The sequence below is a fragment of the Novosphingobium sp. RL4 genome, assembly GCF_035658495.1.
Taxonomy (GTDB): domain Bacteria; phylum Pseudomonadota; class Alphaproteobacteria; order Sphingomonadales; family Sphingomonadaceae; genus Novosphingobium.
This window is the reverse complement of record NZ_CP141944.1, coordinates 1,459,641-1,485,041: the sequence shown is the minus strand read 5'-3', so window position 1 is coordinate 1,485,041 and position 25,401 is coordinate 1,459,641. Positions and strand designations below refer to the sequence as shown.

Genomic DNA, 25,401 nt, shown 5'->3' with positions numbered 1-25,401 from the left:
CCGGACCGATCATGGCCAAGAGCAAGTTTTTCCGCGTCGCCGTCGAAGGCGCCACCGTCGATGGCCGCGTCATCGAGCGTGCATGGCTGGAGCAGATGGCCGCCAACTACGACCCGGCGACCTACACAGCGCGCATCAACTGCGAGCACATCGCCGGCTACAGCCCGGAAAAGCCGTTCAATGCGTATGGCTCGGTCCTGTCGCTCAAAACCGAAGAAGTCGAACTGACGATCGGCGGCGAGAAGAAAACTCTTCTGGCGCTCTACGCCGAGATCGATGCCAACGATCAGCTACTCGCGATCAACAAGGCCAACCAGAAGCTGTTCACCAGCTGCGAGATTCACCCTTCCTTCGCCAACACCAAGGAAGCCTACCTCGTCGGCCTTGCCGTCACCGATCAGCCCGCTTCGCTCGGCACCGAGCCGCTCAAGTTCGCTGCCATGTCGCGCCCGAACGTCTTCTCCACGGCGCACGAAACGATGATCGAGATCGAGCCGTCGCTCGACGGCGCAACCATCGCCGAAGCGACCAGGTCCGGTTTCATTGCCGCGTTCGCCACGCTCTTCAAGTCGGACAAGCCCAAGGAACCTGCTACCCCGCCCCCTGCCCCGGCTCCCGCCAACGACAACACTCCCGACATCGAACGCTTCGCCGCCGTGATGGGCGAACAGGTGGCCGCCGCCGTCAAGCCGTCGAACGATGCCGTGACGGCACTCGCCACCCGCTTCGACGCGCTGGAGGCGAAGCTCACGGCTGAAGAGAAGCCACACAACTTCAAGCGCTCCCCGGCCACCGGCGGCGGGAACGCGGTCGTCACCGACTGCTGACCGCCGCGCTCGTCCCCTCGCCTCCCCTCGCCCCTCAGGAGTTCCCTGCATGCGCCCCGAAACCCGCAAGCACTACAAGAAGTATGTCGGCCGTGTCGCCGAACTGAACGGCATTGACGCGGAAGACGTCGTCGCCAAGTTCACCGTCGCCCCGAATGTCGAACAGACGCTCGAAGCGAAAATTCAGGAATCGAGCGACTTCCTTTCGGACATCAGCATCATCGGCGTGCCCGAGCAGACCGGCGCCAAGGTTGGTGTCGGCGTCACCCGTCCGCTGGCAGGGCGCACCAATACCCGCGCCGGTAACCGCCGCACGCCGGGCGATCCGACCGATACCGGAGATAAGGGCAAGTATTTCTGCCATCAGACCAACTTCGATCACGCGATCCCGTACGTGAAGCTGGATGCCTGGCGGCACAAGCCGGAATTCCAGACGCTCCTGCGCGACGTCATCGTCGAACAGCAGGGCCGGGACCGCATCATGATCGGCTTCAACGGCGTCGAGGCGGCGGATGACACTGACCGTGACGAATTCCCGCTCCTGCAGGACGTCAACGAGGGATGGCTGCACAAGATCCGCACGTACGCGCCTAGCCGCGTGGTCGACGACGGCGATCTGAGCACCTACGTTCCGGCGGCCGGCAACGAACCCGCCACCGGCGCCAAGGCCATCTACGTCGCCTTCGGCGTCGAGGTCGTGGACGGCGCTGGCAGCAACACCGACACGGCCGAGGCTGATTACGCCAACCTCGACGCCCTCGCCTTTGATGCCCTCGACATGCTCGATCCGTGGCATCGTGGCGATACGGACCTTGTGGTCATCGTCGGGTGGAAGCTGGTCAAGGACAAGTACCTGAACCTGCTGCAGGCCGCCGGCGCTACCGCCACTGAAAACGAAGCCGCACACCGTATCCTGACCCTGCCCAAGCAGCTGGCAGGCAAGCGCGCGATCATCGTCCCGTTCTTCCCCGAAGACGCGATCCTGATCACCAGCCTCAAGAACCTCGCCATCTACTGGCAGGAGGAGACCCGCCGCCGGCTGATCAAGGACGAGCCCGCGCTCGATCAGATCGAAAACTACGAATCCGTGAACGAAGCCTATGTGGTCGAGGATTACGGCCGCTGCGCGCTCGTCGAGAACATCGTCATGGGCAAGAAACCCGCCTGATCGGCGACCGCTGCCTCTTCCGAAAACCACCCCACCCACAGGACACCACCATGAGCCTTGCTCGTCGTAAGCGTGATCGCATCCTCGCTGCCCAGACCATCACCGCAGCCGTTGCACCTGTGCGCGGGGTGGCGCTCGCCCCCGCTGCTGTCGCCTCTCCGGCAGCGGGGGCGAATACCGCATCGCCCGCCGATCGCGCTGCGGCGCAGATTGTCCTGCGCCTCACGCACGACCTGCGCCGCCTCAAGGAAATCAAGTCGATCGACCGCAAGATCGAGGCGAAGCGCGCAATGCTGCCCGAGTACGCATCATGGATCGAAGGCATCCTTTCCGCCGACGCGGGCGTCGGCACCGGTCTTGCTGCTGACGTCGTCCCGACCTGCATGGTGTGGATGATCGACACAGGCCAATATGGCCGCGCGCTGGATCTCGGCGAATTTCTGCTGCGGCACCGGGTGGAAATGCCGGGGCGTTACGAACGCGACGTCGCAACCATTATCGTTGAGGAAATCGCGGACGCAGCCGCCAAGATCCAGAATGCCGGAGAGGCGTTCGACGCATCGGTGCTCGATACGGCTGACAGCCTGACCCACGGCCTGGACATTCACGATCAGGTACGTGCGAAACTGCTCAAGGCCATCGGTATCGAGCAACTGCGCAAGGCCGAAGAAATGGCCGCAGAAGACAGCGCCCACGTACTGGCCAGCGCGCTCGTCAACCTGCGCGAAGCCCATCGCCTCCACAACCGCGTCGGCGTCACGCCTCGCATCAAGCGCGCGGACAAGCTGCTGGCGGCCGTCCACGCCGCTGCGGCCATCACAGACACCAGCGGCACCCCTGCCGCCTGACAAGCTCGCCCCCGGCGCTCAGGGGCGGATCGCGCGCTGCGGGAGGCCTTCGGGCCGCAGGGCCGCAGCTGACCCGATCCCCACCCCTGTTTGCCGCGCGCGGGAGATCGGAAGACATCATGACCTTTGTCGCCATCCCGCCCACCGCTGAGATCGAGCAGCCTGCGCAGACCGAACCGCCGGTTACCAACGACGGCTTCTTTCCGGACATCGATCCCGGCGCCGTGCGCGCAGCGGCACGTATCCCCGGCAGCATCACGCCCGCCCGCCTGCGCGCGGCGATCCTCGGCGCGATCATGACTGTAGCGGTCGACGTGCGCACCTATGCCACCGCGCAGATCGCCGCCGGACATGCCACGCTCGCCGCCGTCCCCGCCCCACAGCTGGATGGGCAGAGCGTGCAGCTGCTGCGCTACCACCGCGCCGTCGCACTCTACGCCAAGGCCGAACTGATCGAGCGCCACCGCGACTTCGACACGACCGGTGCCGGCGGCAGTCAGGCGGAAGAACTCACGCCCTCGATCGGCGAACTGCGCCGCGATGCCCAGCACGCGGTGCGCGATCTCACCGGGCGCGGCCGAACGGTCGTGGACCTGCTCTGATGGCGAAGGCCCAGCGCCTGATCGCCCTGCAGGGTGACATGCTCGATCAGCTTCTCGCGCGCGAAGCGGGTCTCGGCCCCGCTGACCTTTCCCGTGTGCGCGATGCCAATCCCGGCCTTGCCGCGCTCGAACCCATCCTTCCCCTCGGCACCCCCGTGATTGTCCCCGCCACGGCGGACACGGCGGCCACGCCCACGCTGCCGCTTATCCAACTCTGGAGCTGACCCATGGACCTGCGCACTCTCATCCACGCCGTATCCGAATGGGGGATCGACCTGATCGGTTCGCTTATGCCCTCGCTTATCGGCTCCGCAGTCGCCCAGGCGTGGAAGCCTAACATGCCGTGGCGGCAACGCGTCCTGCAGTGGGTCGTCGGCTCTACGGTCAGTTATTATGCCACGCTCGCGATCATCGCGGCCACGGACTGGAACGGGTTCGTCTCGCAGTCCCTCGGCTTCGGCATTGCCCTGCTTGCCTTCGATGCCACCCCAAGAATCGCAAAAGCCACCATCGACACGCTCGCCAGCATGCCGGGCCGGCTTGCCGATCGCTTCCTGCCCAAGAAGGACTGACCCCATGGCCACCGCTAACCGTTCTCGTTCGCTTGGGGACGCCGCCGCCTTTTTCGCCGCCGTGCGTCAGGTCACCGGCACTCTCACCCAGGCGCAGGTCAATATCCTGAACCTGATGCTGGTCGCTGCGGGCGGCGCTGCTTGGCCCATCGGTTGGCTGGCCTATGGGCTTGCCACCGCTTGGCATGAGGCGCGCTTTCTGCCCCAAGCCGAATGGGGCCTTGGCAAAGGCCGCCCCTATGCCGCCGCGGGCAAATACGGTCAGCCCCAGTATGGGCGCGGTCTTGTTCAGCTGACATGGGATTTCAATTATGAATGGGCCGACAAGGCGCTGGGCCTGAACGGTCTGTTGCTGCGCGACTTCGATCTTGCCCTTGATCCGGCCATCGCCACCCGCATCCTGATCAAGGGCATGCAGGACGGTGCTTTCACCGGTCGCAGGCTCGGCCAATACATCGTCGCGCGCGGAACCTCCGAAGCCTTCATCAACGCCCGCCGGATCATCAACGGCACCGATAAGGCCCAGCTGATCGCAGGCTATGCCGAGCGCTTCCAGGCAGCGCTGGACAAGGGGCGCTGGGCATGACGATCGGCATCGCGCATCTCGCGCTCTCCGGCGCTCTGGTCGCCTGTCTCACGGGCATTGGCGGCTTCTCCTATGGAGTTCGCATTGGCGCTGCGCAGGAACAGGCTGCCCGGAAGCGCGCAGACGATGCGGCGGATGCCCTCCGGGATCAGCTGCAGGGGAAGATCGACGCTTCCGCGCAGGCCCACCAATCCGCCGAATACACCCGGCAGGCAGACGTCAGGGAAATCTACCATGAATCGCAGAAAGTCATCGAACGCCCGGTCTATCGCAATGTGTGCGTTGATGCTGATGGTGTCGGCCTGCTCGACCGTGCAGCCGACACCGCCAACGCCGACCGTCTCGGCGCACCTCCTGGCACCGCCCCCGATGCTGCCGAAAGTCCGGCGCAGCGCTGAAGGGCAGATGACCGGCGCCGACGCTCAGACCAGCTTTCAGGCCGTCTACGACGTCGCCGGACAGATCCGCGCGGCCTTCATCGAACTGCAAGCGGAAGTGCGTCTGGCACAGGGAGGCGGTAATGCGAAAAGCCGATAGCCTCCGGCGCTGGCTTACCGCCTACATTCCAGACCTGAAGACACATCCGGACAGGCTGCAGATCTTCGTCGAAAGCGGTACGGTCGCATCAAGACAGTCGCGCACCCTGTCCTTCACCTACCAATATACGCTCAAGGTCATGATCGAAGAGTTCGCGGGCGACGCCGATGTGCTGATCGTTCCCCTGCTGGCATGGATAGAGAACGAACAGCCGCAGCTGCTGCGCCGGCAGGATAGCTCGCCCTTCTCGTTTGAGGCCGAATTGCTCGACAGCGAAACCTCCGATATCGAATTCTCTATCGACCTGACCGAAAGCCGCCTGGTCAAAGCGCGTGCCGGCGGCACCGGCTACGACATTGAGCGGCCCGCCGAACCACGCTTCGCAGACGCGTTCGAAGGCGTCAGCACATCGTTTTCCGGCCTGTTCGTGGGTGATGAAACTCTTCTGGCCGATCCTTCCGCATGACCGAAGATCTGGCCGAAATCGAACGCATCGCCGGGGCTTTGATCCGCGACCTGTCCTCGTCCGCCCGCCGCAAGCTCATGCGGCGGATGGCCCGCGAACTTGCGATCGGCCAACGCGAACGCATCACCGCGCAAAGGCAACCGGATGGAACACCATTCGCCGCGCGCCGGGAAAAGACGCAGCCCGTATCGGGGCGCGGCGCCGCGTCATTTCTCTATCCCAGCGGCGGCGGCGGGGAGCCGCGCCGCGTCATCATGAAAAGCTTCACCTGGGGCACCGGGCGGATGCTCACCGGTTTCGACATCGAAGCAGGCGCGATCCGCTCGTTCGAATTCGACAAGATCGTGAAATGGCTCCCGGTGCCGGAAGAGCATCGCAATTCGGGTGGCGGACGGCTGCGCCGTCGCGGCAGCCTGCGCCGCCGCGCCATGTTCAGAAGGCTTGCCTCGTCGCGATTCCTGAAAACGGGGGTGGACGATCAAGGCTTTTGGGTCGGCTTTACCGGCAAGGTCTCTCAGATCGCCGATGTCCACCAGCATGGTCTGCGCGACAAGCCTTCCCGGAATGCAAAGGCGGTATCCTATCCTAGACGCCGGCTGCTCGGCGCTACCCACGCCGACCGCGAAAGACTGCTGGATGTTCTCTACGACCATCTGGCTGCAGGATGACGAAACCGGCATTTGGTCAGGCGTCCAGCCAAATGCCGGGGGATAGCGCGCGCCCCGCCTCCACCGCGAGATGGCCGGCATGGCCGATCCCACCTTCACCGCTGTCGATCTCTCGCGCCTGCCGGCGCCGGATATCATCGAGACGCTCGACTTCGAGACGATGCTCGCGGACGCCATCGCGCATTTCAAATCGGAGATGGAAGATCTCGGCGTCACGATCGAGACCCGAGACAGCGATCCGGCTATCAAGCTCCTTCAGACTTTTACCTATCTGGCCCAGCTGCTGCGCCAGCGCGTGAACGACGCGGCCCGTGCGGTCATGCCCGCCTTCGCGGTCAAAGGCGATCTGGACAACATCGCAGCCACCTTCGGCATCATGCGCCAGACCGTCACCCCTGCCGATGAGGCCACGGGAACGGCTGCGGTCATGGAAAGCGATACCGAATTCCGGCGCCGCATGGTTCTTGCTCCCGAAGGCTATTCTGTCGCCGGTCCCGAAGGCGCCTATCTGTTCCACGCTCTTTCTGCGGACGCCGAAGTGCTGGATGCCACCGCTACCAGCCCGTCTCCCGGTGTTGTCCTTATATCCCTGCTTTCGCGCCTGGATGACGGGACCGCGTCCCAGCGGCTGATTGATGTGGTGCAGGCCTATCTTTCCGCCGATACCCGCCGTCCGCTCACAGATTACGTCATCGTCCAGTCCGCGCAGGTGATCCCTTATGCGGTGGACTATGACCTGACCACCTACAACGGCCCGGACGGTACGCTGGTCCTCGCTTCCTCGCTCACCAGCGTTCAGGCCTATGTCGATGAAAGCCACCGGGTCGGCCGCGATATCACCATGTCCGCGCTGTTCCGGGCCGCGCACGTCGAAGGCGTGCAGAACATCAGGTTCAACGCCCCCGTCGAAGATGTCGCCATCACCCGCACGCAGGCTCCTTTCTGCACGGGCGTGGCCGCGCGCCTCGCGGGCACCAACGAATGACCTATGCCTCCATCCTTCCCCCGGCATCCACGAAGCTGGAAAAGGCGCTGGAACAGGCGGCGGCCGGCCTGCTCGATTTCGCCGCGCCGATACGCGACGTGTGGTCGCCTGTCGCTTGCCCTGCGGGGCATTTGCCCTGGCTGGCATGGGGCCTCGCGATCAGCCACTGGAAGACATCATGGAGCCTTGCCCGCAAGCGGGAGGCCGTTGCCGATGCTATTCCCTATCACCGCCGCAAGGGCTCGCGCAGCGCCGTGGAAGAAGTGCTTGCCCGGTACCATCCCGCATTCCAGATCGTGGAATGGTATCAGGCCAACCCTCCGCGCGAACCGCACACGTTTGAAGTGCGGGCACCGGCCTCCGAAATCCCGGCAAGCTTCCTGACCTCTGCTCTGGCCGATGAAATCATTGCCGATGTGGCCGTCGCCAAGCCGGCAAGCGCGCATTTCGATTTCGTCCAGGCGCTGGAAGCTCAGGCCACCCTGTTCATGGCAGCAGGCGGGTTCGCCGGGGGCATGCACCGCGCCGACTACCAGGCGCAGCACGATGCGAGCCGCGACTGGTCGCTCGTCCTTCAAACCGAAATCGGTGAGCCCGTTCTGACCGAGGACGGGCTCGATTATCTGGAGACCCATTGATGGCCTCGCTTGCCCTCAAGCTGACTGACGCGGGCCTTGCCGCCGTGCAGGGCGCCGCCGGTTCCGACAAGGTGGTCCTCTCCCACCTTGGCCTCACCGCCACCCCGTTCGATTATGCCCCCACGCTCACCGTGCTGCCGGGTGAATTCAAGCGGATCGATGTGACATCCGGCCTCGCGGCGGCGGCAAACATCACGCACCTCACCGCCTACGACTATTCCGCCGATGTGTGGTCCGCCACCGGGCTTGGCCTGTTCATGTCGGACGGCGTGCTCTTTGCGATCTATACCGGCGCCGACGTGATCCTGAGTAAGGCGGCGCTGGCCTTCGCGCTGCTGGCTTTCGATATCTCGTTCGGCAGCGATGTGGCGGCAAACATCGAATACGGGAACGCCCTGTTCACGAACCCGCCCGCCACCACCGAAATGCGCGGCGTGGTGGAACTGGCGACGCTGGCCGAAGCCAAGGCCGGGCTGGACGAACTGCGAGCGCTCACGGCCGCTGCCGCCAAGGCATCGCTGCTCGATTGGCTGGGCTTCACGCCGCTCGATGCCGCTGCTTACACCGCCGCCGACGTGCTCGCGAAGCTGCTCACGGTCGATGGTGCTGCCTCGGGTCTCGATGCCGATCTTCTCGATGGCTACCACGGCTCCGCATATGACCGGATCGTCGAAAGAAGCCTGATCGAGAACGGCGGATATGAGGTCTACGCCTCGGGCAAGAAGGTGACTTGGGGGAAAGTCAATATCCCCCAGGACACTTACGTCACCTTCAATCTGCCGGTGGCCCACACCGAATGGGTCAATCCATCGCTCGCCGTCAGCACGGCGGGCGGCATCACCGACGTCCAGGACAACACCGGCATCACCGGCATCGTCGGCGCCCCGCCAACCGGCATCCGGCTTTGGAATGCCGACAACCGCACGATCACCGTGTGGATCCGCACGATCGGCGTCTGAAAGAGCGATACGATGACCAAGATTTCCCTGCTTCCCAATGCCGACACCGTGACCGGCACCGAACTCGTCCCGTTCGTGAAGGACGGCGCGATGGTGAAAGCACCGCTCGCGACCGTGTTCGGATCGCGCCAGCTCGATGCGGCGGCCACCTTCGATTCCGCGCTTCAGTCCCTGATCGAAGGGCCGCTGGGCGAAGTCCATCTGGCGGTGAACGCCAAGGGCGAAATGGTGCTGGTGGGCAACCGCAATCTGACGGCCGAACTGGACGGCATCGTCACCAGGTTCGCGGCCGTCGATAACCGGCTGAACGACAGCGCATATGCCGCCCTGCCGGACGGTAGCCCCCGCTTCTTCTGCGAAGACGCGCTGGGCATGGTGGTGGGGCCGAACGGCGAGGACATTCACCGCAAGGTGAAGCTGCCGAACGGCACCGCCGAAGACCAGCGCCGCTACAACGACATGATCGAGGGCCTGCTCTACCGTTCGCGCGAGTTTCCGGTCCTGTTCTCGTCCAACGCGCAGTGGCCCGCCTCCATCCGGGGCACCACCAGCTATGTGCGCATCCCCGCCTTCGCGGTGGGCAAGGACAAAGTGCTGTTCGTCGGCGAAGGCCGCGTGGGCGCCAGCAGCGATGCCGCCACCCGCCGCGTGATCGCCCGCGTGCTCACCTTCGAACAGGTGCGCTGGATCGAAAAGACGATCCGCACCGATCCCACCGCCAGCTTCCTGACGATGCTGGAAACCCTTTCGGCCACCAACCCGCAGTTCGAACTGATGCGCGAAGCGGACGAGGTTTCGACCCTTGGCTATGGCTTCGCGGATCCGGCGCCGGTCTATGACCCGGTGGCGGACGTGTGGTGGCTGATGGCGGGCCGCCGCATCCCGCAGCAGATCGTGGGCATCTACAGCGATGACAATCTGCTGACGTGGAAGGGGCAGGCCGATACCGCCTTGGCCCTGCCGATCAGCGGCGAAAACGCCAAGCAGATGCTGACGCTGGGTCAGGACAACCTGTTCTGCCCGGCGCACGGCATCGCCACGCGCGAAGGGCGGCTGTTCTATCCCATTCGCGGCAATCAGGGCCTGAGCCTTGCCACGCTGGACCGCGCCGACACCAGCGAGACGCCTCACGGCACGTGGAAGCGCTCGTTCACGATGTCCTCGGCCAACGCCGCGCTGGCGGGCATCCCCACGTCCGAACAGTCGATCTGTCAGCTTCCCGAGGATGCCGGGCGGCTCATGGTCAATTCCCGCTATGCGGACGGTCTGCGCTACACGATCATCTACAACGCCGAAGGCACGCAGATGCTGGATCATTACCCGGAGCCCTCGCTGCCGGACATCGTGGCGGCCGGGGCGATCCTGACCTTCGACGGCGGCGACGGCGTGCCGCGCGTGATCGTGTCCAACAACCAGGCGCCGCGCGTGGACGAAACCACGTCCGAGCTTCGCTACAACCTCACCCTGTCGATCAGCTACCGGTTGGGCGCGCAGGGCTCATGGCTGAACAACGGGCCGCTCTACCGGCCGTCCGACGTGGCGTACCGGGACGTGCTCAACCGCAACGACACGAACTCCGATCTCGCCCGCAACACCGGGTACAGCGATCTGGGCCAGCTCGACGATCGCATCCTCGACTTCAAGGAAGCCCGCGGCCTGTTCAGCAACGGCAACGCCGGCATGCACCACGCCTTCTTCCTCTCCTTCCATACCGTTCGGAGCCTCCTTGCATGAGCGTCCTGTCCAAGATCATCCGCAACCGCCAGATGCCCGTGGCGGGCGCCTTGGAAAAGGTCGGCCTCACCCGCTGGGAAATCGCCAATTACAAGGCCTCGCTCAAGACGGGCGTGCGCCTGGCGCTGGACGCTGGCTGGCGCGGCGATGCCACCAACATGGACATGTCCACGCAGATGCAGATGGCGGTCGATGCCGCCGCCGCTGCCGGGGATGCGCTGGCCAGCTGCTATGCCTTCGTCGATCCGTGGCTTTGCAATCCGAGGGCTGACGGCAGCCCGTACACCAAGAACATGTTCAGCCTGGCGCCCTACGCATTGCGGCTCGACCAGACGACCGAGAACCTGCAGCCGCAGCGGATTACTGCCAGCCAGCGGCCGGTCATCGACATGTCGGTCAGCGCAACCCAGTCTTCCGTCTTCTCCGGCGCGCTGCCCGGCGCGCTGGCGCTGACCAACGAATGCACGATCATGCTGGCCGTGAAGCCCAAGACCGCGATGGGCGCGAACCGCACGATGTTTGCCCTGCGCACCGGCAACGCCAAGGACTTCCTCCAGCTGGGCATCACCGCCGATGGCTCGACCTACTATGCCGTGATCCGGCGCTTGGGCGGCGGGACCAGCTGGACACTGACCGAAGCCGCGCCGGTGGCGCTGGCCAACCGCAAGTGGGGTATCCTCGAAATCGCGGTGGACTACCTGAACGACAACGCCACCCTGCTGATGGACGGCGTGGCCATCGCCACCGTGGCGGGCTTTTCGGCGACGCCGGGCGCGCTGGTCAATCAGGTGACCATGGACATGCTCTATGGCGGCAACGGCGGTACGGGCAGGGCGAACTGCCTGTTCTCCACCTTCGCGATCCTGCCCACGATCGATGCCGCCACCCGCACCGCCGTGCGCGCCGCCATCAGGGCCGCCAACCCGCAGATCGGAAGCTGAATTTAAAGCGAAGCGTCTTCACGCAGCAGAATTCCCCCTTTACGGAAGGGGGTCTCGGATGTTCCCGCATCTCGAAACCAGCGAGCCTGCACTCGCACTTTGACGGGCAGCGCGCCTGTCCCATCAAGTACCCTTCCGCGTCTCAGGCGCGGAAGGGACATCGTGCAGGAAATCCAACATGTCTACCCCTTTTGTTCTCATTTCCCCCACTGCGCCCGTCGCTGGCTACATCGGTGGAAAACGCAACCTTTCCAAACGCATCTGCGCCATCATCGAGCGCACGCCGCATACCAGCTATGCGGAGCCGTTCGTGGGCATGGGCGGGATTTTCCTGCGGCGCCGCCGCCGCCCGCGCGCAGAGGCGATCAACGATATTTCCGGGGATGTCGTCACCCTGTTCCGCTGCCTTGCGGAACACTATCCCTACCTTGTCGACATGCTGCGGTTTCGGGTCGCAAGCCGGGCCGAATTCGAAAGGCTTCTCGCGCAGGATCCTGATCGCCTCACCGACCTGCAGCGCGCCGTCCGCTTCCTTTACGTCCAGCGCCTGGCCTTCGGCGGAAAGGTCAATGGCCGCGTCTTCGGTGTCGATGCACGCAGCCCGGCGCGCTTCGATGTGGGGAAACTGGAGCCGATGCTCGCGGATTTGCACGATCGCCTGCAGTCGGTCACGATCGAGCGCCTGCCGTACGCCGACTTCATCCGGCGCTACGACCATGAGGGCGCGCTGTTCTATCTCGATCCGCCCTACTGGGCCTGCGAGAAAGACTACGGGAAGGATGTCTTCAGCCGCGATGACTTCGACGCGCTGGCCACGCAACTGGCAGGAATCAAGGGAAAGTTCCTCATGTCGCTCAATGACAATGAGGGCGTGCGCAGAACCTTTGGGGACTTCCATATCTCCCAGGCCGATACAACTTACACGATTGGCTCGAAGCCGCGCACTGCGCGGGAAGTGCTGATCAGCAACTACCCGCTGCCTGCTAACGACAATTGAATGAAAAGCCCCCCGCGTCCTTGTAACGGTGCGGGGGGCCTACGCCCACGCCGAACTCGACAATTCTAAGGTCTTCAGATGGCCTATTCCAGAACGACGGCTTGCGGGCCCAGATCGGCAGATAGCTGCCCGTCGCCTTCGGTGTGGCGCATCGTCGACAAAGGAGTTTTCCTGCCAGTCGGCAGACGCCCCGTTGCGGACGTTCCGATCTCGCTTGCACAGCCCGAAAAACAGACACTGGTTAAATGATACGAGGCACTCCCGGCTGGCGATCCGCGCAGCCTTCGCCAGCTATCAAGAGGTCCAGCAGCATCTCGAAGTCATTTGCGACGTGCAGTTTTTCGCGTGCAGCGGGGACGTGCTGCGCTTGGTTGCGGATCGCTCCGGAAGCTTCGCGCAGGCATTTAAGTATCTGCTTTGATATAACATACTCGTTGCGCAGTTCCTCGGCCTTCCGGCAGATGTGCTCGCGGAGGGCAGTGAAGGCTTCCGCATCGAAGATTTCCGACGCCAACAGCCGCAACGTCGCCCGACGTTGAAGCTCCTCAAGTTCAAGGTCATAGTCATTTACTTGCATGTAGCTGCCGTACTTCAAAAGTGGCGGTATTCCAACGCAACGCCACAAAAGCGGTAGGACAGCAAACCACCCATGCTCGCCGTTCCGAGGCGCCGATCGCTTCGTTTGGCGATGTAATGCTGCCCAACCGTTTCCAGGCAGTGCAGATCCGCCGCACGAAATCGACGTAGTTGAAGAGGAGCGTCTAAACGGGTGCTCCACGGATATTTGGAGAAGGCTCAGTCATGACGAGAACCCTAAAGTCTACAATCCACGCCATTCAAGGGGATAGCCACCACCGCCCCTGTTGCCGGTACCGATCCAAACAGTAAAATGCGGCACTGCACGACTTTCAGCGCAGCGTAACGCATGCCGTATTTCGAGACTTCAGGCCCACACATGACCACCCCCCGCAATCAATTTGCCGATGACGCTCCTAAGACCAGCCCGTGGCGCGACGACGTGCTGGGATTTGCGAACTTCTCCAGACGTCTCGCCGAGGCTTTGGTCACGCAGCACGCGCCCAACGGATATGTGGTAGGCCTCCACGGAGAGTGGGGGTCAGGCAAATCGACTGTCGTAAACTTCGTGAAATGCCATCTGCAAAAATGGAAAGAAGAGGACCGCCAAGAAATATCGAACCTGCAATGGTTCGACTTCGAGCCTTGGATTGTCTCGGGGCACCAAGATTTGGCTGCGGCATTCTTCAAGGTGCTCTCCGAGAGGATCGGAGATAGAGCGGAAAAGTGGTACAATTGGCGCAGAAGGACGAAGGGAGCCGTCGATGCGGGCGCGGACAAGCTGATCGATGCCGCCGCAAGCGTAGGTTTGGTGATCGATCATACGGGGGGAGCTGCTACTGCTGCAGGCGCCGTTGTCACCAAGGCTACCGTCAAGAAGGCCGCGGAAAAGTGGTTGGCGGAACCATCGCTCCAGAAGACTTACGGGCAATTAGTCGATCGGTTGAAGAAGGCGGATCGCCGCTTCCTCGTGTTTATCGACGACATCGACCGCCTGACTTCGGCCGAGATCAGGTCTTTGATGCAGATGGTCAAGACCGTTGGGCACCTACCAAACGTAACCTATCTTCTATCCTATGATAGGCAGATCGTCTGGTCGGCACTGAACAGTCTGGGCAACGCAGAAGGAGGGCGCTCGGGCTTCGCCGAAAAGATCGTTCAACATGAAATCGAAGTCCCGCTGCCAAGCGGCAGCGCCCTGATGCGCATGCTTGAAACCTCGCTTGTTGATATGCCGCCCGCTCCGCCAATGGGTATCCGTTGGCTGGAGATTATGAATTACGGGCTTCATCGCTGGATTCGCCACCCGCGCGACGTCGTGAGGCTGTCGAATGCGATGCGTTTCGCCTGGGCAGCGCTCAAGGACGAAGTCGATGCCTGGGATGTCTTGTGCATGGAGGCAATGCGCCTGTTTGACCGCAAGGCATTCGACTGGGTACGAGAAAACCGTGCACTTCTGCTTGGCGAGGGAGTATGGCCTACCGGAACCGACGAAGAGAAGAAGGCTGCTGCTCTCGAACTCTCAAGGTCGTTCGCCGAGGGAGCGAGGGCGGATCTCGTAAGGATGCTATGTGTCCTTTTTCCAAATAAAACGTCGCTTTTTGCAAATCATCACGGGCTTTCGAACGAAAAGTGGGGCGAAGTTGTTGCGCGCCGCGGCGTTGCGACCAATGCCGGTTTCGATGCCTATTTCAGCCTTGCCCCATCGCCCTTCGCGATTCCAAGACGCCTGATCGAGGAGGCGGCGACGCCGGGAACTACTCGCAGTCGCCACGCCCATCTGATTGAACAGTCTCTAGCGCTCTTCAACGAACGAGGAGGATCGCTCGCACGGGACTATTTCGAAGAGTTGTTCCATCGCGTGGACGGCTTCGGTCCGAAAGATCTCATTGCCCTCCTCGAAGCGCTGGTGGACTGCTCAATGCAGGTCTTCTCCGTCAGTAATGAAGAGGGCTCTGGTGGACCTGCACCAAGCCATCACCTCCTTGTCTGCAATATCTTTGCCTGTCTCGGTCCAAATTCCACGATGCAAGCTCTTGGTTCAATCTTCGAGCGGTCGGACGACGTCGGCGCGCTTTGCTCGGTCTATGTAGATCTTGGCCGTGCGCTCGGTCTAATAGAGAGCAACGGCTACGAGCGCCGTGAATTCATCGCGCAAGATGGCCTTGCTTCACTGGGCGCCGTCCTGCTCCCTAAAATCAGGGCGATGACGGAAGAGGAGCGCACGCGTTTGCCTCATTTTTACGAACTGGCCCGAGCTTGGGAGCATCTTGGAGACAGAGATGCTGCCCGCGCGTGGCTGGCACGAGAGGCGCGCCGCGACGGACATTCACTTGCAAAACTTTCCGCCGGCCTGCTGTGGTCGTCGACAGATCGCCCGCAAATCAGATATCGGGTCTTCCGCGAGATGGAGGTGGATCTCTACGACATTGATGCGATCGCCGAAGGTTGCGACCGATTTGGCGATGCTGCGGATTTGTCGCCAGCAGAACGTGCGAGGATCGAGGCGCTTGCTGGCGGTATCCCTGCATTGCGTGAAGCCCTGGCGGATCATTCGCCACAAGACGGCGACTGATCCGGAATCGCCTGCTTCGATTAACGAATGCGTATCGATGTAAACCATCACTTCCGCATTTGGCTGGACGCCCAGCCAAATGCGGCCCCGCGAAAGCTGATCGGTCTCGCGTCATGGTCGCACCATGGCGCGTTCCGCAGACATCGAACATCTCACCGGGGAAGTGATCCAGCTGGGCACCGTGGTCTCCGTCGATCACGGTGCAGCGACGTGCGCCATGGAAATTGGCGACCTGATCACCGGAGCGCTGCCATGGCTTGCATGGCGAGCCGGGCGCGTAAAGATCTGGGCGCCGCCGTCTTCCGGCGAACAATGCGCTGTGCTGTCGCCAGAGGGCGACTTGGCCAACGGCCTGGTGCTGCCGGGCCTGTGGTCCGATTCCAACCCCGCCCCTTCGTCCGATCCTGACCTGTTCCTGATCGAGTTCGATGACGGCGCACAGATTTCCTATCACTTTGCCACGCACACCCTGACTGTCACCCTCCCCGCTGGCGGCACCGCTGATGTGACTGCCCCCGGCGGCCTGACGATCAATGCTGACGTCACGATCAACGGCAACGTCACGATCGAGGGCAAGGCAGAAGCCTCAGAAGACGTCGTCGGCAGCGGCATCAGCCTGAAGGATCACAAGCACAAGGATGTCCAGGCGGGCAGCGCGCAGAGTGGGGGGCCGGTCTGATGGCCGGCATGTCCCGCACCGGCGGCACCGCGCTCGATGGCGTAGAGCATATCGCGCAGTCAGTGCGCGACATTCTCGGCACGCCGATCGGAACGCGCGCCGGGCGTCGAACCTATGGCTCCGAAGTTCCGCGTCTGATCGACCAGCCCCTGACGCAAGCCAACGTTCTGCGGATCTTTGCCGCGTCCGCGCTGGCGCTTTCCCGCTGGGAAGATCGCCTGCGCCTTACCCGCGTCAGCCTCGCCGCCGGTTCGCGGCCCGGTGCCGCAACCATCGTGATCGAGGGCGACCGTACCGACACAGCCGTCCCCTCCACAGCCCGCATCGCCACTTCGCTTTAACAAGGATCCGCACATGGCCTTCAAGCATGGAATCACCGTCACCGAGATCACCAGCGGCGCCCGCACGCTGACGGCGATCTCCACCGCCATCATCGGCCTCGTCGCCACCGCATCGGACGCGGACGAGGCCACATTCCCCGCCGACAAGCCGGTGCTGATCACCGACATCGAAACCGCGATCGGCAAGGCCGGTGTCGCGGGCACGCTGGCGCGTTCGCTGCGCGCCATTGCCGATCAGGCGCGCCCTATCCTTGTCGTCGTGCGCGTAGAGGAAGGCGAAACGGAAGCGGAAACCGCCAGCAACGTCATCGGCACCGTCACCGCCGAGGGCGTGAAAACGGGCATGCAAGCACTGCTCGATGCCAAGTCGCTGCAAGGCGTGAAACCCAAGATCCTCGGCACGCCCGGCCTCGAAACGCAGGCGGTCACCACCGCTCTTGCCGTGGTGGCGCAGAAGCTGCGCGGCTTCGGATACGCCCGTGTGATCGGTGATACGCATGCCGAACGGGCTGCGTACCGCGCCAACTTCAGCGCGCGCGAACTGATGCTGCTGGCGCCGGACTTCCTTGCCTGGGACACCGCCGCCGACGCCGCCGTAACCAGCTTTGCCGCCGCCCGCGCCATGGGCCTGCGCGCGCAGATCGACGAGAGCACCGGCCCGCACAAGTCACTGTCGAACGTGGTGGTCAACGGCGTGGTCGGTGTCAGCGAACCGATCCGCTGGGACATCGAAGACCAGTCCACCGAAGCCGCACTGCTCAATGCCTCGGAAATCACCGCACTGGTCCGCAGCGATGCCGGCTTCATCTTCTGGGGCAACCGCACCACGGCAGACGCGGAGAGCGACTTCGTGTTCGAGGGCACCGTGCGCGTGGGCCAGCTGCTTACCGACACGATGATTCAGGGCATGCAATGGGCCAACGACAAGCCCCTCACCCCCAGCCTGGCCAAGGACATCATCGAGACCATCAACGGCCTCGGGCGCAAGCTGAAGGCTTCGGGCGTCCTCCTCGGTTTCAACTGCTGGTTCGATGAGGCGAACAACGACGTCACCAGCCTCAAGGCGGGCAAGCTGCGCATCGAATACGATTACACCGTGCCGCCGCCGCTCGAAGACCTCGGCTTCAACCAGCGCATCACCGGCAGCTACTTCGCAGACTTCGCCGCCCAGCTGACGGAAGAGGTCTGATCCCAAGCCAGCGGGCGCTTCACCAGCGCCTGCACTTTCCCCTTACCGCTTTCAGGAGACCACCATGGGAATGCCTCGCACCCTCAAGGACATGATGATGTTCAACGAGGGCCTCGCCTATCAGGGCGATGCCAAGACAGTCACCCTGCCCACGCTCACCCGCAAGACCGAAGGCTATCGCGGTGCCGGCATGAGCGGCGAAGTCCAGATGGACATGGGTCAGGAAGCGATGGAATCGAAATTCGTCTGCGGCGGCCCCATGCGCCAGGTGCTGCGCCAGTGGGGAACGCCCACCGTGGACGGTGTCTACATCCGCTTCGTTGGGAACTACCAGGCCGACGATACGGCGGACATCGATAACGTGGAAGTCATCATGCGCGGCCGCTTCTCCGAGATCGAAATGGGCGATCAGGAAGTGGGCGAAGCCAGCGAGTTCACCACGACCATGGCCGTCGCTTACTACAAGCTGGTCTGGAACGGCCGCACCGAACTGGAAATCGACCCGCTCAACATGATCGAGATCGTGGACGGCGTCGATCTTCTCGCCGAGCGCCGCAGCCTCCTCGGCATCTTCTGATCCATCGGCCCGGCCGCGTGCCGGGCCGCCTTGCCATTCCCCCGTTCTCCGGAGTCCACCATGACCGACGCTACCGAAACCCGCCCCGAAACCGCCGTTGTCACCCTTGATACCCCGATCGTTCGCGGCGAAACCAAGATCGCCTTTCTCGAACTGCGCAAGCCCAAAGGCCGTGCCCTCAAGGGCCTCTCGCTCGTCGATCTGGGCCAGCTGAAGGCCGACGCGCTCCACCTGATTCTTCCCCGGATCACCACCCCCACCATCACACCTGCCGAAGCCATCGACCTCGACCCGGCAGACCTGCTCGCCTGCGGCGCGGAGATCGGCGGTTTTTTGCTGCAGAAGTCGCAGCGCACGGATGTCCTCGCACAGTAGACGACGCGATGGCCGATCTGGCGGTCGTGTTCCACTGGCCGCCTGCCGCCATGGACGAAATGGACCTGTCGGAAATCATGGGCTGGCGTGCGCAGGCCGCCCGCCGATCTCAATCCCCTGAAAAACCCGGAAAGAAGTAATGGCGGACAAGAACCTTCGGCTTCAGGTCATTCTTGAAGGGCTGGACCGGATCACTTCCCCCCTCAAGTCGATAACCGGCGCGTCTTCCGCCGCGCGCCGGGATCTGGCGAAGACAGGGGAGGAACTGAAAGCCCTGGGGGCGCTGCAGAAACAGATCGGCAGCTACAAATCGCGTGAAAGCGCGTTCGGCGCAGACACCCGCAAGCTGGAGGAAACCAAGGCCCACATGGCGGACCTGCGCGCCCAGATGGAGGCTGCGGAAGCGCCCACCAAGAAACTGGCCAAGGAGTTTACCCAGGCAGAACGGCAGGCCGCTGCGCTTGCCGCCCGGCTCGATAAAGGCGGCTCGGAACTGCAGGAACTTTCCTCGAAGCTGTCCGCAGCCGGTATCGACGTTGCAGACCTTGCCCGTCACGAGGACCGCCTGTCGGAAAAGACGGCAGAAGCGAACCGCGCCCTGCGCCAACAGACGGCCCAACTGGAAAAGGTCAATCAGGCGAAGCGAAATTCGGACAAACTGAACGAAGTCAGCGCCAAGGCTTCCGGCGTGGGCCTTGGGATGGTCGGGGCGGGCATTGCCACCGCCGCCCCTGTCGTCGGGGCGGTGAAGCAGGCCATGACGCTGGAAAGCGCCATGGCGGACGTGTCCAAGGTCACCAACATGACCTCGCCGCAGATTCAGCAGATGTCGAACGACTTCATCGACATGAGCGAGAAGATTCCAATGGCAGCCAATGAACTGGCAACCATCGCAGCCGCCGCCGGCGCCGCCGGAGTGGGCATGGACAAGCTGGGCAAGCCGATGGCGGACCAGCGCCAGCAGTTGCTGGAATTCACCAGCGACGCGGCCGAAATGGGCGTGGCTTTCGATATGACCGCCGATCAGGCGGGCGAGACCATGGCCAAGTGGCGTACTGCCTTCGAACTGCCGCAGGCTGGCGTGCGTGCGCTGGGAGACGGCGTGAACGCGCTGACCAACCGCTTCGGCGGAAAGGCCGCGAATGTCACTGACATCATCACCCGTATCGGACCTCTGGGCAAGGTAGCGGGCCTTGCCGCGCCGGAAATTGCCGCGCTCGGCTCCACCCTCGATTCCATCGGCATCCCCAGCGAGGTCGCCGCCACCGGCATCAAGAACACGATGCTGGCGCTGACAAAAGGTGCGGCGGCCACCAAAGGCCAGAGGCAGGCATTCGCGGACCTTGGGCTGGAAGCGACCGACGTCGCCAAGCGAATGCAGACCGATGCGGCAGGCGCGATCACCGATGTGATGGAACGGATCGGCAAGCTGGATGCAGACAAGCAGTCCGGGATCCTCACCCAGCTTTTTGGCTCGGAAAGCGTCGCGGCTATCGCGCCCATGCTCACCAATCTCGACGGGCTGAAACAGCGGCTGCAACTGGTCGGCGATGCCAGTTCGACCGCCGGCTCGATGCATGGCGAATTCCTCAACCGCATCGCCGTGACAGAAGGCGCTACGGGCCTCGCCATCAATGCTTTGTCCGGTCTCAACATCACCATGGGCAAAGCGCTTCTGCCCACCGTGAAAAAGGTGGCCGGCTATGTGAAGTCTGCCGCCAGCAGCATGCGCAGCTGGGCGCAGGAAAACCCTGCCCTAGCCAAGGGGATCATGATTTTCCTCGCCGTCGGTGCCGGATTGCTCATCCTGCTTGGCGGGCTGGCGCTTGCTTTCGCTGCCCTCACCGCAGCGGCCGCCCCGCTTGGCATCGCTCTTCTGCCATTGCTTGGAATCGTCGCCGCAATCGCCGCAGTCGCGGCAGCGGCGTACCTCATCTACAGTAATTGGGGGGCGATCAGTGCGTGGTTCGGCTCGCTGTGGGAAAGCATCAAGGCCGTGTTCTGGGATGCCTTGGGCTTCATCGTGAATGCCTTCCTGAATTTCACACCGCTCGGCTTGATGATGCAGGCGTTCGCGCCCGTGCTGGCCTATCTGCGCGGCCTCAACTTCGCGGACATCGGCCGCCACCTGATCGAAGGGCTGATCGGCGGCATCACCGGCATGCTGGGAAAGCTCAAGTCCACGGTCACCGAGACCGCCAGTTCCGTGGCGAACTGGTTCAAACAGAAGCTTGGCATCCACTCGCCCTCGCGTGTGTTTGCCGGGCTGGGCGGCTTCGTAATGGCAGGCCTCGATCAGGGGCTTGCCGCCAATACATCCGGCCCGATTTCGCGCATCACCGACCTGTCTGGCCAGATGACGCGCGCTCTCGCCGTTGGCGCCGGCGGTGCGGCGATGTCGGCTGCGCTTCCGGCCGCTGCCGCAAGCGGCGCTCCGGCCGCATCTTCAGCGGCCGCCCGCGCTGCGCCGGCTAACTACCACCTGCACTTCCACGGCGTCACCGGTGATCCCAAGGATATTGCCGATGCCGTGCGCCGGGCGCTTGAGGATATTGAAAACGAACGTCGCGGTCGCGGCTTTGGCGATGAGGGAGCCTGAACAATGCACCTGTTGGCTCTTGGCATGTTTCTCTTCGAACTTGGCTCGCTCCCCTTTGACGAACTGCAACGCAAGATGGACTGGCGCCACGCCCGCGCGCCGCGCGTCGGTGCCCGCGATGCCACGCAGTTCATCGGTCCGGGCGATGAAACGATCAGCCTTTCCGGCGCAGTCTACACCGAACTTTCGGATGGAAGCGTCTCGCTCGACGATCTGCGGGCGATGGCCGGCCAGGGAGAGGCATGGCCGCTCGTATCGGGCAGCGGCCGGGTCTATGGAAACTTCGTCATCACCGCGATCGACGAGCGGCATGCCTACCTCATGGCAGATGGCTCGCCGCGCCGGATAGATTTCGGCATCGATCTGCTGGGCGTGGATGATCCCGCCACCATCACCGCGCAGCAGGCCTCGGCATGACACCTGCGGTAAACAATATTCCGGACTGGCGCATCACGCTGGAAGGCGTGGACATGTCGGATCGCATACGCCCGCGCTTAATTTCGCTCACGCTGTCGGAAAAACGGGGCGACGAAGCCGATCAGCTGGATATCGTGCTGAGCGATCACGATGGCATGCTGGCCATTCCGCCCGAAGGCGCAGTGCTGAAGCTTCAGCTGGGCTGGAAGCAGGGCCGGGACGTAACGCCTGGCCTCATCGACAAGGGCAGCTTCAAGGTGGATGACGTCAGCCACAGCGGGCCGCCGGACCAGATCACGATCAAAGCCCGCGCGGCCGACTTCACCAGCGAGATCCGCAACCGCCGCGCGCATAGCTGGAAAGATACCACGCTGGGCGCCGTGCTGCGCGATGTGGCCGGGCGCAATGGCCTCACCGCACGCATCTCGCCGGCGCTCGCCGCGATCGCGCTGCCCTCGATCAGCCAGAGCCGGGAAAGCGACGTCGCCTTCCTGCGCCGCCTCGGCCGTGAGAATGACGCGGTGGCCACGATCAAGGACAAGCACTTGATCTTCGCGCCCAAGGGCGCGGGCCAGACCAGCAACGGACAGGCCCTGCCCACCCTCACCATCACCCGCCGCAGCGGCGATGGCCACCGCTGGCAGCGCCAGAAGCGCGACGGCCAGCAGGGCGTCACCGCGCAGTGGCACGATCGCAAGGGCGCAAAGCGCAGGACGGTCACCGCCGGCACAGCAGACGGCGCGAAGAAGCTGCGCAAGGTCTACCCGGACGAAGCCTCGGCCCGCCGCGCCGCGACGGCCGAGAACGCCCGCCTGCAACGCGCCCCGGCCACCTTCGATATCCGCCTGGCGCTCGGCCGTCCCGATGCCTTCCCCGAAGCCCGCGTCACCGTCGCCGGCTACAAGCGAGAGATCGATGGGACGACGTGGCTGATATCCGAAGTGACGCACAGGGTGGAGACCTCGGGCGGCTTCACCACGGATTTGCGGATGGAGACGGCGCCGTAACGGGGCGTACAGAGCCACCCGGCATACCGCACACGAAAGACCAGATACCATGGACGGATTTCATGATTGCCTTTGACGCCCGCTAGGCGCCAGTGTCAGTCACCGGATGCGGATTTCAGCGTTCCCGAAACCTGCCGTTCGTTCAGATTGCTCTGCCCACGCTCCGAATGAAAGGCTGCCGGGCAGCCGTTGACGCACGCGAGACAATTTCGACCGAACAACGAATGTTGGCCATAGGCTGCGCCCTCCCATCGCCGATAAGCAGGTCCATAGCATTCTCAACCATGGCCTCCAAAGGCTGCCTGACGGTCGTCAACGCTGGCCAGCAAGCCTGCGCAATATCGTCGTCATCGAATCCAGCCACGGAGATTCCTCCGGGTACATTCACGCCCCGCGTCAGGAAAAGTCCGATTGCCCCTGCGGCGAGTTCATCGCTTGCGGCAAACAGCGCTGTAGGCCTTTGCCCCGTCCCGAGAATATCAATCGCCATGCGTCGGCCTCCCTCCAGTCCCGGAACTGTCCAGTCGAACGGAAACTGCATGATTTGGCCGGGTTCCGCGCCCAATTTTATCAAGCGCTGCGCAAACGCCACTCCGCGCGTAAACCGCCAGAAGGCCGGGGGCTGTGCGATTGCAAAGGAACGGTGGCCGAGCGACCACAAGTGATCGGCAAGGTCGCGCTCCCCTTGCTCCTCGTCTGCATCGACGATGAGAGGGTGTGCCGTCGTGCGCGGCGAGATCGCGACCGAACGAACTCCCGCCTCTGCGATCAGCGTATTCAGTTCCGGTACGTCACCAAGACCGGGGGCAAGTACCAGTCCATCAAGGCTCATTTGGGAGAGGAATGCCTGTAACTGCGGCATATAAAGTTCTGCGGTGAGATCAAGTTGCTCGACAATCAGGTGATATCCCCGCTGTCCGCAAGCGCTGAGCACTTCCCCGTGCAGCCTGTTCAGATACGCCGACTTCATCCGGGGACTGAGCATTCCGATGATGAACGATCTTGTGGAGGCAAGCGAACGGGCTGCGGTATTGGGTCGATAGCCCAATTCAGCAATCGCCTGTTCCACCGCTTCGCGGACCCGCGCGCTGACATGCGGCTCTCTGTTGACGACACGAGAGACGGTCTTGGCCGTCACGCCGCATCGCTGCGCCACATCGTCAAGGGTTACCTTCTTCATATCCCTCTTTTGCAGCAGATTCAGGATCGGGCAATGCGCCGATGGGGCGAGTTTACCCCGTCATGGACACGGCCACAATGAAATTGTCAGCGCTGACAATTTACGGTAGGGCAAATCTGATCCCGGTGTGGGACGAGCGAAAAACCCAAAGGAGAGACGGTAATGGACTTGGGCAGACGGGAACTCTTGACCGGAGCGGCCACCTTGTCGGCAAGTGTCGCAACCGGAGCCTTTGCACAGGCTCTGTCGCCGTCCACTCCTTTACAGACCTCGTTCAAACCGGGGGAAATCTGGCTGGATACCGCAGGCAAGCCGATCCAGTGCCATGCAAGCTCCATATTGCAGCTCGGAGACACCTATTACTGGTATGGTGAGAATAAGGAGTTCACGACTGGCAAGACCGAAATATGGACATGGGGCGTTCGGTGCTACAGTTCCAAGGATCTCTATAACTGGACTGACTTGGGCCTCATAATCCAGCCAGACACGCAGGATAGAAAATCACCGCTGCATCCGGCGGCTGGTCTGGACCGTCCCCATATCCTGTACAATGCGAGCACGAAAAAATTCGTCTGCTGGATAAAAATCCTTGGCGACAACAAAATCCAGACGCGAACGGTACTGACGGCGGACAGGATCACAGGGCCGTACACAATCGTCGGGCAGGGCATCCATCCTGCGGGCATGAGCGGCGGCGACTTTGACCTCGTGGCCAGCCCAGACGATGGCAAGGCCTATATGTATTTCGAGCGCGTCCATACAGAGATGATCTGCGCCGATCTGACCGAGGATTACACGAACTTCACGGGCTATTATTCGACGCACATGCCGCGCCCGGGGCCGCCTTCCGTGCGCGAGTCTCCCGCATATTTCCGGCGGAAAGGTAAGCACTATCTCCTGACATCGGGAACCACCGTCTACTTCCCGAACCCCTCGGAGATCGCCGTCGCCGATTCCTTTCACGGCCCTTTCAATCTCATTGGCGACCCCCACCCTACGGACAAGTCGCGCACATCGTTCAACACGCAAATCTGTTCGGTCTTCAAACATCCGAAGAAGAAGGATTTGTATATTGCGCTTGGCGACAGGTGGATGGGACCGATGACTGACCCCTCATTCGAAAGCGGCGAAATGTCACGCCTCGTCCAGAGCGCATTCACAAAAGTCATGAGCATTCCGCGGCAATCGATGACGCCTGAGGAAATGAAAGCCGCAGGACCGGCGTTCTCGGGGAAGGTCAACACCTCACAGGCGCGCTATGTCTGGCTACCCATCAAATTCGATAAGGATGATCGGCCCACCATCGAATGGCGGGATCAATGGAGTCTCGATGAGTTTGCGTAGGTTTGGATTTGCGG

General features: G+C 62.9%; 30 protein-coding genes. 28 read left to right on the top strand and 2 right to left on the bottom strand.

Annotated elements, in window-relative coordinates; translation table 11 throughout:
* The first annotated feature begins 11 nt into the window (after positions 1–11).
* The 17 genes from U9J33_RS07360 (at position 12) to U9J33_RS07280 (ending at position 12,528) form a co-directional block, all read left to right on the top strand.
* Complete coding sequence (locus tag U9J33_RS07360; protein ID WP_324698761.1) at positions 12–827, top strand: GPO family capsid scaffolding protein; 816 nt, start codon at positions 12–14, stop codon at positions 825–827.
* 49 nt (positions 828–876) lie between these two features.
* Complete coding sequence (locus tag U9J33_RS07355) at positions 877–1,995, top strand: phage major capsid protein, P2 family (RefSeq protein WP_324698760.1); 1,119 nt, start codon at positions 877–879, stop codon at positions 1,993–1,995.
* 50 nt (positions 1,996–2,045) lie between these two features.
* Positions 2,046–2,843: a phage terminase small subunit gene (gene gpM / locus U9J33_RS07350; protein ID WP_324698759.1), complete on the top strand. Its 798-nt coding sequence runs from the start codon at positions 2,046–2,048 to the stop codon at positions 2,841–2,843.
* A 119-nt stretch (positions 2,844–2,962) separates the two neighbouring features.
* Positions 2,963–3,445, top strand: a complete 483-nt coding sequence (locus U9J33_RS07345) for a head completion/stabilization protein (protein WP_324698758.1) — start codon at positions 2,963–2,965, stop codon at positions 3,443–3,445.
* Positions 3,445–3,669, top strand: coding sequence for a tail protein X (locus U9J33_RS07340; protein ID WP_324698757.1), 225 nt, complete (start codon positions 3,445–3,447; stop codon positions 3,667–3,669). Before U9J33_RS07345 ends, U9J33_RS07340 begins: the two co-directional genes overlap by 1 nt.
* Before the next feature lie 3 nt (positions 3,670–3,672).
* Complete coding sequence (locus U9J33_RS07335) at positions 3,673–4,017, top strand: hypothetical protein (RefSeq protein WP_324698756.1); 345 nt, start codon at positions 3,673–3,675, stop codon at positions 4,015–4,017.
* A gap of 4 nt (positions 4,018–4,021) precedes the next feature.
* Positions 4,022–4,603 carry a hypothetical protein gene (locus U9J33_RS07330; RefSeq protein ID WP_324698755.1) on the top strand — a complete coding sequence of 194 codons (582 nt, stop codon included), beginning with the start codon at positions 4,022–4,024 and terminating at the stop codon, positions 4,601–4,603.
* Complete coding sequence (locus tag U9J33_RS07325; protein ID WP_324698754.1) at positions 4,600–5,001, top strand: hypothetical protein; 402 nt, start codon at positions 4,600–4,602, stop codon at positions 4,999–5,001. Before U9J33_RS07330 ends, U9J33_RS07325 begins: the two co-directional genes overlap by 4 nt.
* Positions 5,002–5,008: 7 nt before the next feature.
* Positions 5,009–5,140: a hypothetical protein gene (locus U9J33_RS07320; RefSeq protein WP_324698753.1), complete on the top strand. Its 132-nt coding sequence runs from the start codon at positions 5,009–5,011 to the stop codon at positions 5,138–5,140.
* A complete protein-coding gene (locus U9J33_RS07315; RefSeq protein WP_324698752.1) occupies positions 5,124–5,606 on the top strand; it encodes a phage tail protein in 483 nt (160 codons plus the stop codon). The genes U9J33_RS07320 and U9J33_RS07315 overlap by 17 nt, the downstream gene beginning before the upstream one ends.
* Entirely contained in the window at positions 5,603–6,274 is a 672-nt protein-coding gene (locus U9J33_RS07310) for a phage virion morphogenesis protein (RefSeq protein ID WP_324698750.1), read from the top strand. The genes U9J33_RS07315 and U9J33_RS07310 overlap by 4 nt, the downstream gene beginning before the upstream one ends.
* Positions 6,275–6,353: 79 nt before the next feature.
* Positions 6,354–7,259, top strand: coding sequence for a baseplate assembly protein (locus U9J33_RS07305; protein ID WP_324698748.1), 906 nt, complete (start codon positions 6,354–6,356; stop codon positions 7,257–7,259).
* A complete protein-coding gene (locus tag U9J33_RS07300) occupies positions 7,256–7,897 on the top strand; it encodes a phage tail protein I (protein ID WP_324698747.1) in 642 nt (213 codons plus the stop codon). The genes U9J33_RS07305 and U9J33_RS07300 overlap by 4 nt, the downstream gene beginning before the upstream one ends.
* Positions 7,897–8,856 (top strand): hypothetical protein, encoded by a 960-nt coding sequence (locus tag U9J33_RS07295; RefSeq protein WP_324698746.1) that lies wholly within the window; start codon positions 7,897–7,899, stop codon positions 8,854–8,856. Before U9J33_RS07300 ends, U9J33_RS07295 begins: the two co-directional genes overlap by 1 nt.
* A gap of 12 nt (positions 8,857–8,868) precedes the next feature.
* Positions 8,869–10,590: a sialidase family protein gene (locus U9J33_RS07290; protein ID WP_324698745.1), complete on the top strand. Its 1,722-nt coding sequence runs from the start codon at positions 8,869–8,871 to the stop codon at positions 10,588–10,590.
* A complete protein-coding gene (locus U9J33_RS07285; protein ID WP_324698744.1) occupies positions 10,587–11,531 on the top strand; it encodes a hypothetical protein in 945 nt (314 codons plus the stop codon). The genes U9J33_RS07290 and U9J33_RS07285 overlap by 4 nt, the downstream gene beginning before the upstream one ends.
* A gap of 178 nt (positions 11,532–11,709) precedes the next feature.
* On the top strand, positions 11,710–12,528 hold the full coding sequence (locus U9J33_RS07280; RefSeq protein ID WP_324698743.1) for a DNA adenine methylase: 819 nt from the start codon (positions 11,710–11,712) through the stop codon (positions 12,526–12,528).
* Between the two features lie 241 nt (positions 12,529–12,769).
* Here U9J33_RS07280 and U9J33_RS07275 read toward each other — a convergent pair whose 3' ends face one another.
* Entirely contained in the window at positions 12,770–13,105 is a 336-nt protein-coding gene (locus U9J33_RS07275; protein WP_324698742.1) for a hypothetical protein, read from the bottom strand.
* A gap of 378 nt (positions 13,106–13,483) precedes the next feature.
* Between U9J33_RS07275 and U9J33_RS07270 the strand changes: the two genes are divergently transcribed.
* The 10 genes from U9J33_RS07270 (at position 13,484) to U9J33_RS07225 (ending at position 22,863) form a co-directional block, all read left to right on the top strand.
* A complete protein-coding gene (locus U9J33_RS07270) occupies positions 13,484–15,679 on the top strand; it encodes a KAP family P-loop NTPase fold protein (protein WP_324698741.1) in 2,196 nt (731 codons plus the stop codon).
* A gap of 124 nt (positions 15,680–15,803) precedes the next feature.
* Positions 15,804–16,358, top strand: coding sequence for a phage baseplate assembly protein V (locus tag U9J33_RS07265; RefSeq protein ID WP_324698740.1), 555 nt, complete (start codon positions 15,804–15,806; stop codon positions 16,356–16,358).
* Positions 16,358–16,699, top strand: a complete 342-nt coding sequence (locus tag U9J33_RS07260) for a GPW/gp25 family protein (protein ID WP_324698739.1) — start codon at positions 16,358–16,360, stop codon at positions 16,697–16,699. The genes U9J33_RS07265 and U9J33_RS07260 overlap by 1 nt, the downstream gene beginning before the upstream one ends.
* A 13-nt stretch (positions 16,700–16,712) precedes the next feature.
* Positions 16,713–17,888: a phage tail sheath subtilisin-like domain-containing protein gene (locus U9J33_RS07255; protein ID WP_324698738.1), complete on the top strand. Its 1,176-nt coding sequence runs from the start codon at positions 16,713–16,715 to the stop codon at positions 17,886–17,888.
* A gap of 64 nt (positions 17,889–17,952) precedes the next feature.
* The gene (locus tag U9J33_RS07250) at positions 17,953–18,465 is read left to right on the top strand and encodes a phage major tail tube protein (RefSeq protein WP_324698737.1); all 513 of its coding nucleotides are present in this window, start codon (positions 17,953–17,955) and stop codon (positions 18,463–18,465) included.
* A 60-nt stretch (positions 18,466–18,525) separates the two neighbouring features.
* Positions 18,526–18,840, top strand: coding sequence for a phage tail assembly protein (locus tag U9J33_RS07245; protein WP_324698736.1), 315 nt, complete (start codon positions 18,526–18,528; stop codon positions 18,838–18,840).
* Between the two features lie 8 nt (positions 18,841–18,848).
* Positions 18,849–18,980, top strand: coding sequence for a GpE family phage tail protein (locus U9J33_RS07240; RefSeq protein WP_324698735.1), 132 nt, complete (start codon positions 18,849–18,851; stop codon positions 18,978–18,980).
* Positions 18,980–21,439 carry a phage tail tape measure protein gene (locus tag U9J33_RS07235; protein ID WP_324698734.1) on the top strand — a complete coding sequence of 820 codons (2,460 nt, stop codon included), beginning with the start codon at positions 18,980–18,982 and terminating at the stop codon, positions 21,437–21,439. The genes U9J33_RS07240 and U9J33_RS07235 overlap by 1 nt, the downstream gene beginning before the upstream one ends.
* 3 nt (positions 21,440–21,442) lie before the next feature.
* The gene (locus U9J33_RS07230; protein WP_324698733.1) at positions 21,443–21,856 is read left to right on the top strand and encodes a phage tail protein; all 414 of its coding nucleotides are present in this window, start codon (positions 21,443–21,445) and stop codon (positions 21,854–21,856) included.
* Positions 21,853–22,863 carry a contractile injection system protein, VgrG/Pvc8 family gene (locus U9J33_RS07225; protein ID WP_324698732.1) on the top strand — a complete coding sequence of 337 codons (1,011 nt, stop codon included), beginning with the start codon at positions 21,853–21,855 and terminating at the stop codon, positions 22,861–22,863. Before U9J33_RS07230 ends, U9J33_RS07225 begins: the two co-directional genes overlap by 4 nt.
* Positions 22,864–23,005: 142 nt before the next feature.
* On the opposite strand, the gene U9J33_RS07220 is transcribed toward U9J33_RS07225, so the two are convergent.
* The gene (locus tag U9J33_RS07220) at positions 23,006–24,043 is read right to left on the bottom strand and encodes a LacI family DNA-binding transcriptional regulator (protein WP_324698731.1); all 1,038 of its coding nucleotides are present in this window, start codon (positions 24,041–24,043) and stop codon (positions 23,006–23,008) included.
* A 162-nt stretch (positions 24,044–24,205) separates the two neighbouring features.
* On the opposite strand from U9J33_RS07220, the gene U9J33_RS07215 reads away from it, so the two are divergent.
* The gene (locus tag U9J33_RS07215) at positions 24,206–25,387 is read left to right on the top strand and encodes a family 43 glycosylhydrolase (RefSeq protein ID WP_324698730.1); all 1,182 of its coding nucleotides are present in this window, start codon (positions 24,206–24,208) and stop codon (positions 25,385–25,387) included.
* The last annotated feature ends 14 nt before the right edge of the window (positions 25,388–25,401 follow it).

Coding starts and splice junctions, on each gene's coding strand:
- U9J33_RS07235 (WP_324698734.1), top strand. CDS start 18,980: ATGGCGGACAAGAACCTTCGGCTTCAGGTCATTCTTGAAGGGCTGGAC.
- U9J33_RS07220 (WP_324698731.1), bottom strand. CDS start 24,043: ATGAAGAAGGTAACCCTTGACGATGTGGCGCAGCGATGCGGCGTGACG.
- U9J33_RS07250 (WP_324698737.1), top strand. CDS start 17,953: ATGGGAATGCCTCGCACCCTCAAGGACATGATGATGTTCAACGAGGGC.
- U9J33_RS07225 (WP_324698732.1), top strand. CDS start 21,853: ATGACACCTGCGGTAAACAATATTCCGGACTGGCGCATCACGCTGGAA.
- U9J33_RS07320 (WP_324698753.1), top strand. CDS start 5,009: ATGACCGGCGCCGACGCTCAGACCAGCTTTCAGGCCGTCTACGACGTC.
- U9J33_RS07360 (WP_324698761.1), top strand. CDS start 12: ATGGCCAAGAGCAAGTTTTTCCGCGTCGCCGTCGAAGGCGCCACCGTC.
- U9J33_RS07300 (WP_324698747.1), top strand. CDS start 7,256: ATGACCTATGCCTCCATCCTTCCCCCGGCATCCACGAAGCTGGAAAAG.
- gpM (WP_324698759.1), top strand. CDS start 2,046: ATGAGCCTTGCTCGTCGTAAGCGTGATCGCATCCTCGCTGCCCAGACC.
- U9J33_RS07295 (WP_324698746.1), top strand. CDS start 7,897: ATGGCCTCGCTTGCCCTCAAGCTGACTGACGCGGGCCTTGCCGCCGTG.
- U9J33_RS07280 (WP_324698743.1), top strand. CDS start 11,710: ATGTCTACCCCTTTTGTTCTCATTTCCCCCACTGCGCCCGTCGCTGGC.
- U9J33_RS07330 (WP_324698755.1), top strand. CDS start 4,022: ATGGCCACCGCTAACCGTTCTCGTTCGCTTGGGGACGCCGCCGCCTTT.
- U9J33_RS07305 (WP_324698748.1), top strand. CDS start 6,354: ATGGCCGATCCCACCTTCACCGCTGTCGATCTCTCGCGCCTGCCGGCG.
- U9J33_RS07275 (WP_324698742.1), bottom strand. CDS start 13,105: ATGCAAGTAAATGACTATGACCTTGAACTTGAGGAGCTTCAACGTCGG.
- U9J33_RS07230 (WP_324698733.1), top strand. CDS start 21,443: ATGCACCTGTTGGCTCTTGGCATGTTTCTCTTCGAACTTGGCTCGCTC.
- U9J33_RS07255 (WP_324698738.1), top strand. CDS start 16,713: ATGGCCTTCAAGCATGGAATCACCGTCACCGAGATCACCAGCGGCGCC.
- U9J33_RS07290 (WP_324698745.1), top strand. CDS start 8,869: ATGACCAAGATTTCCCTGCTTCCCAATGCCGACACCGTGACCGGCACC.
- U9J33_RS07335 (WP_324698756.1), top strand. CDS start 3,673: ATGGACCTGCGCACTCTCATCCACGCCGTATCCGAATGGGGGATCGAC.
- U9J33_RS07265 (WP_324698740.1), top strand. CDS start 15,804: ATGGCGCGTTCCGCAGACATCGAACATCTCACCGGGGAAGTGATCCAG.
- U9J33_RS07310 (WP_324698750.1), top strand. CDS start 5,603: ATGACCGAAGATCTGGCCGAAATCGAACGCATCGCCGGGGCTTTGATC.
- U9J33_RS07285 (WP_324698744.1), top strand. CDS start 10,587: ATGAGCGTCCTGTCCAAGATCATCCGCAACCGCCAGATGCCCGTGGCG.
- U9J33_RS07355 (WP_324698760.1), top strand. CDS start 877: ATGCGCCCCGAAACCCGCAAGCACTACAAGAAGTATGTCGGCCGTGTC.
- U9J33_RS07240 (WP_324698735.1), top strand. CDS start 18,849: ATGGCCGATCTGGCGGTCGTGTTCCACTGGCCGCCTGCCGCCATGGAC.
- U9J33_RS07340 (WP_324698757.1), top strand. CDS start 3,445: ATGGCGAAGGCCCAGCGCCTGATCGCCCTGCAGGGTGACATGCTCGAT.
- U9J33_RS07245 (WP_324698736.1), top strand. CDS start 18,526: ATGACCGACGCTACCGAAACCCGCCCCGAAACCGCCGTTGTCACCCTT.
- U9J33_RS07345 (WP_324698758.1), top strand. CDS start 2,963: ATGACCTTTGTCGCCATCCCGCCCACCGCTGAGATCGAGCAGCCTGCG.
- U9J33_RS07260 (WP_324698739.1), top strand. CDS start 16,358: ATGGCCGGCATGTCCCGCACCGGCGGCACCGCGCTCGATGGCGTAGAG.
- U9J33_RS07325 (WP_324698754.1), top strand. CDS start 4,600: ATGACGATCGGCATCGCGCATCTCGCGCTCTCCGGCGCTCTGGTCGCC.
- U9J33_RS07315 (WP_324698752.1), top strand. CDS start 5,124: ATGCGAAAAGCCGATAGCCTCCGGCGCTGGCTTACCGCCTACATTCCA.
- U9J33_RS07215 (WP_324698730.1), top strand. CDS start 24,206: ATGGACTTGGGCAGACGGGAACTCTTGACCGGAGCGGCCACCTTGTCG.
- U9J33_RS07270 (WP_324698741.1), top strand. CDS start 13,484: ATGACCACCCCCCGCAATCAATTTGCCGATGACGCTCCTAAGACCAGC.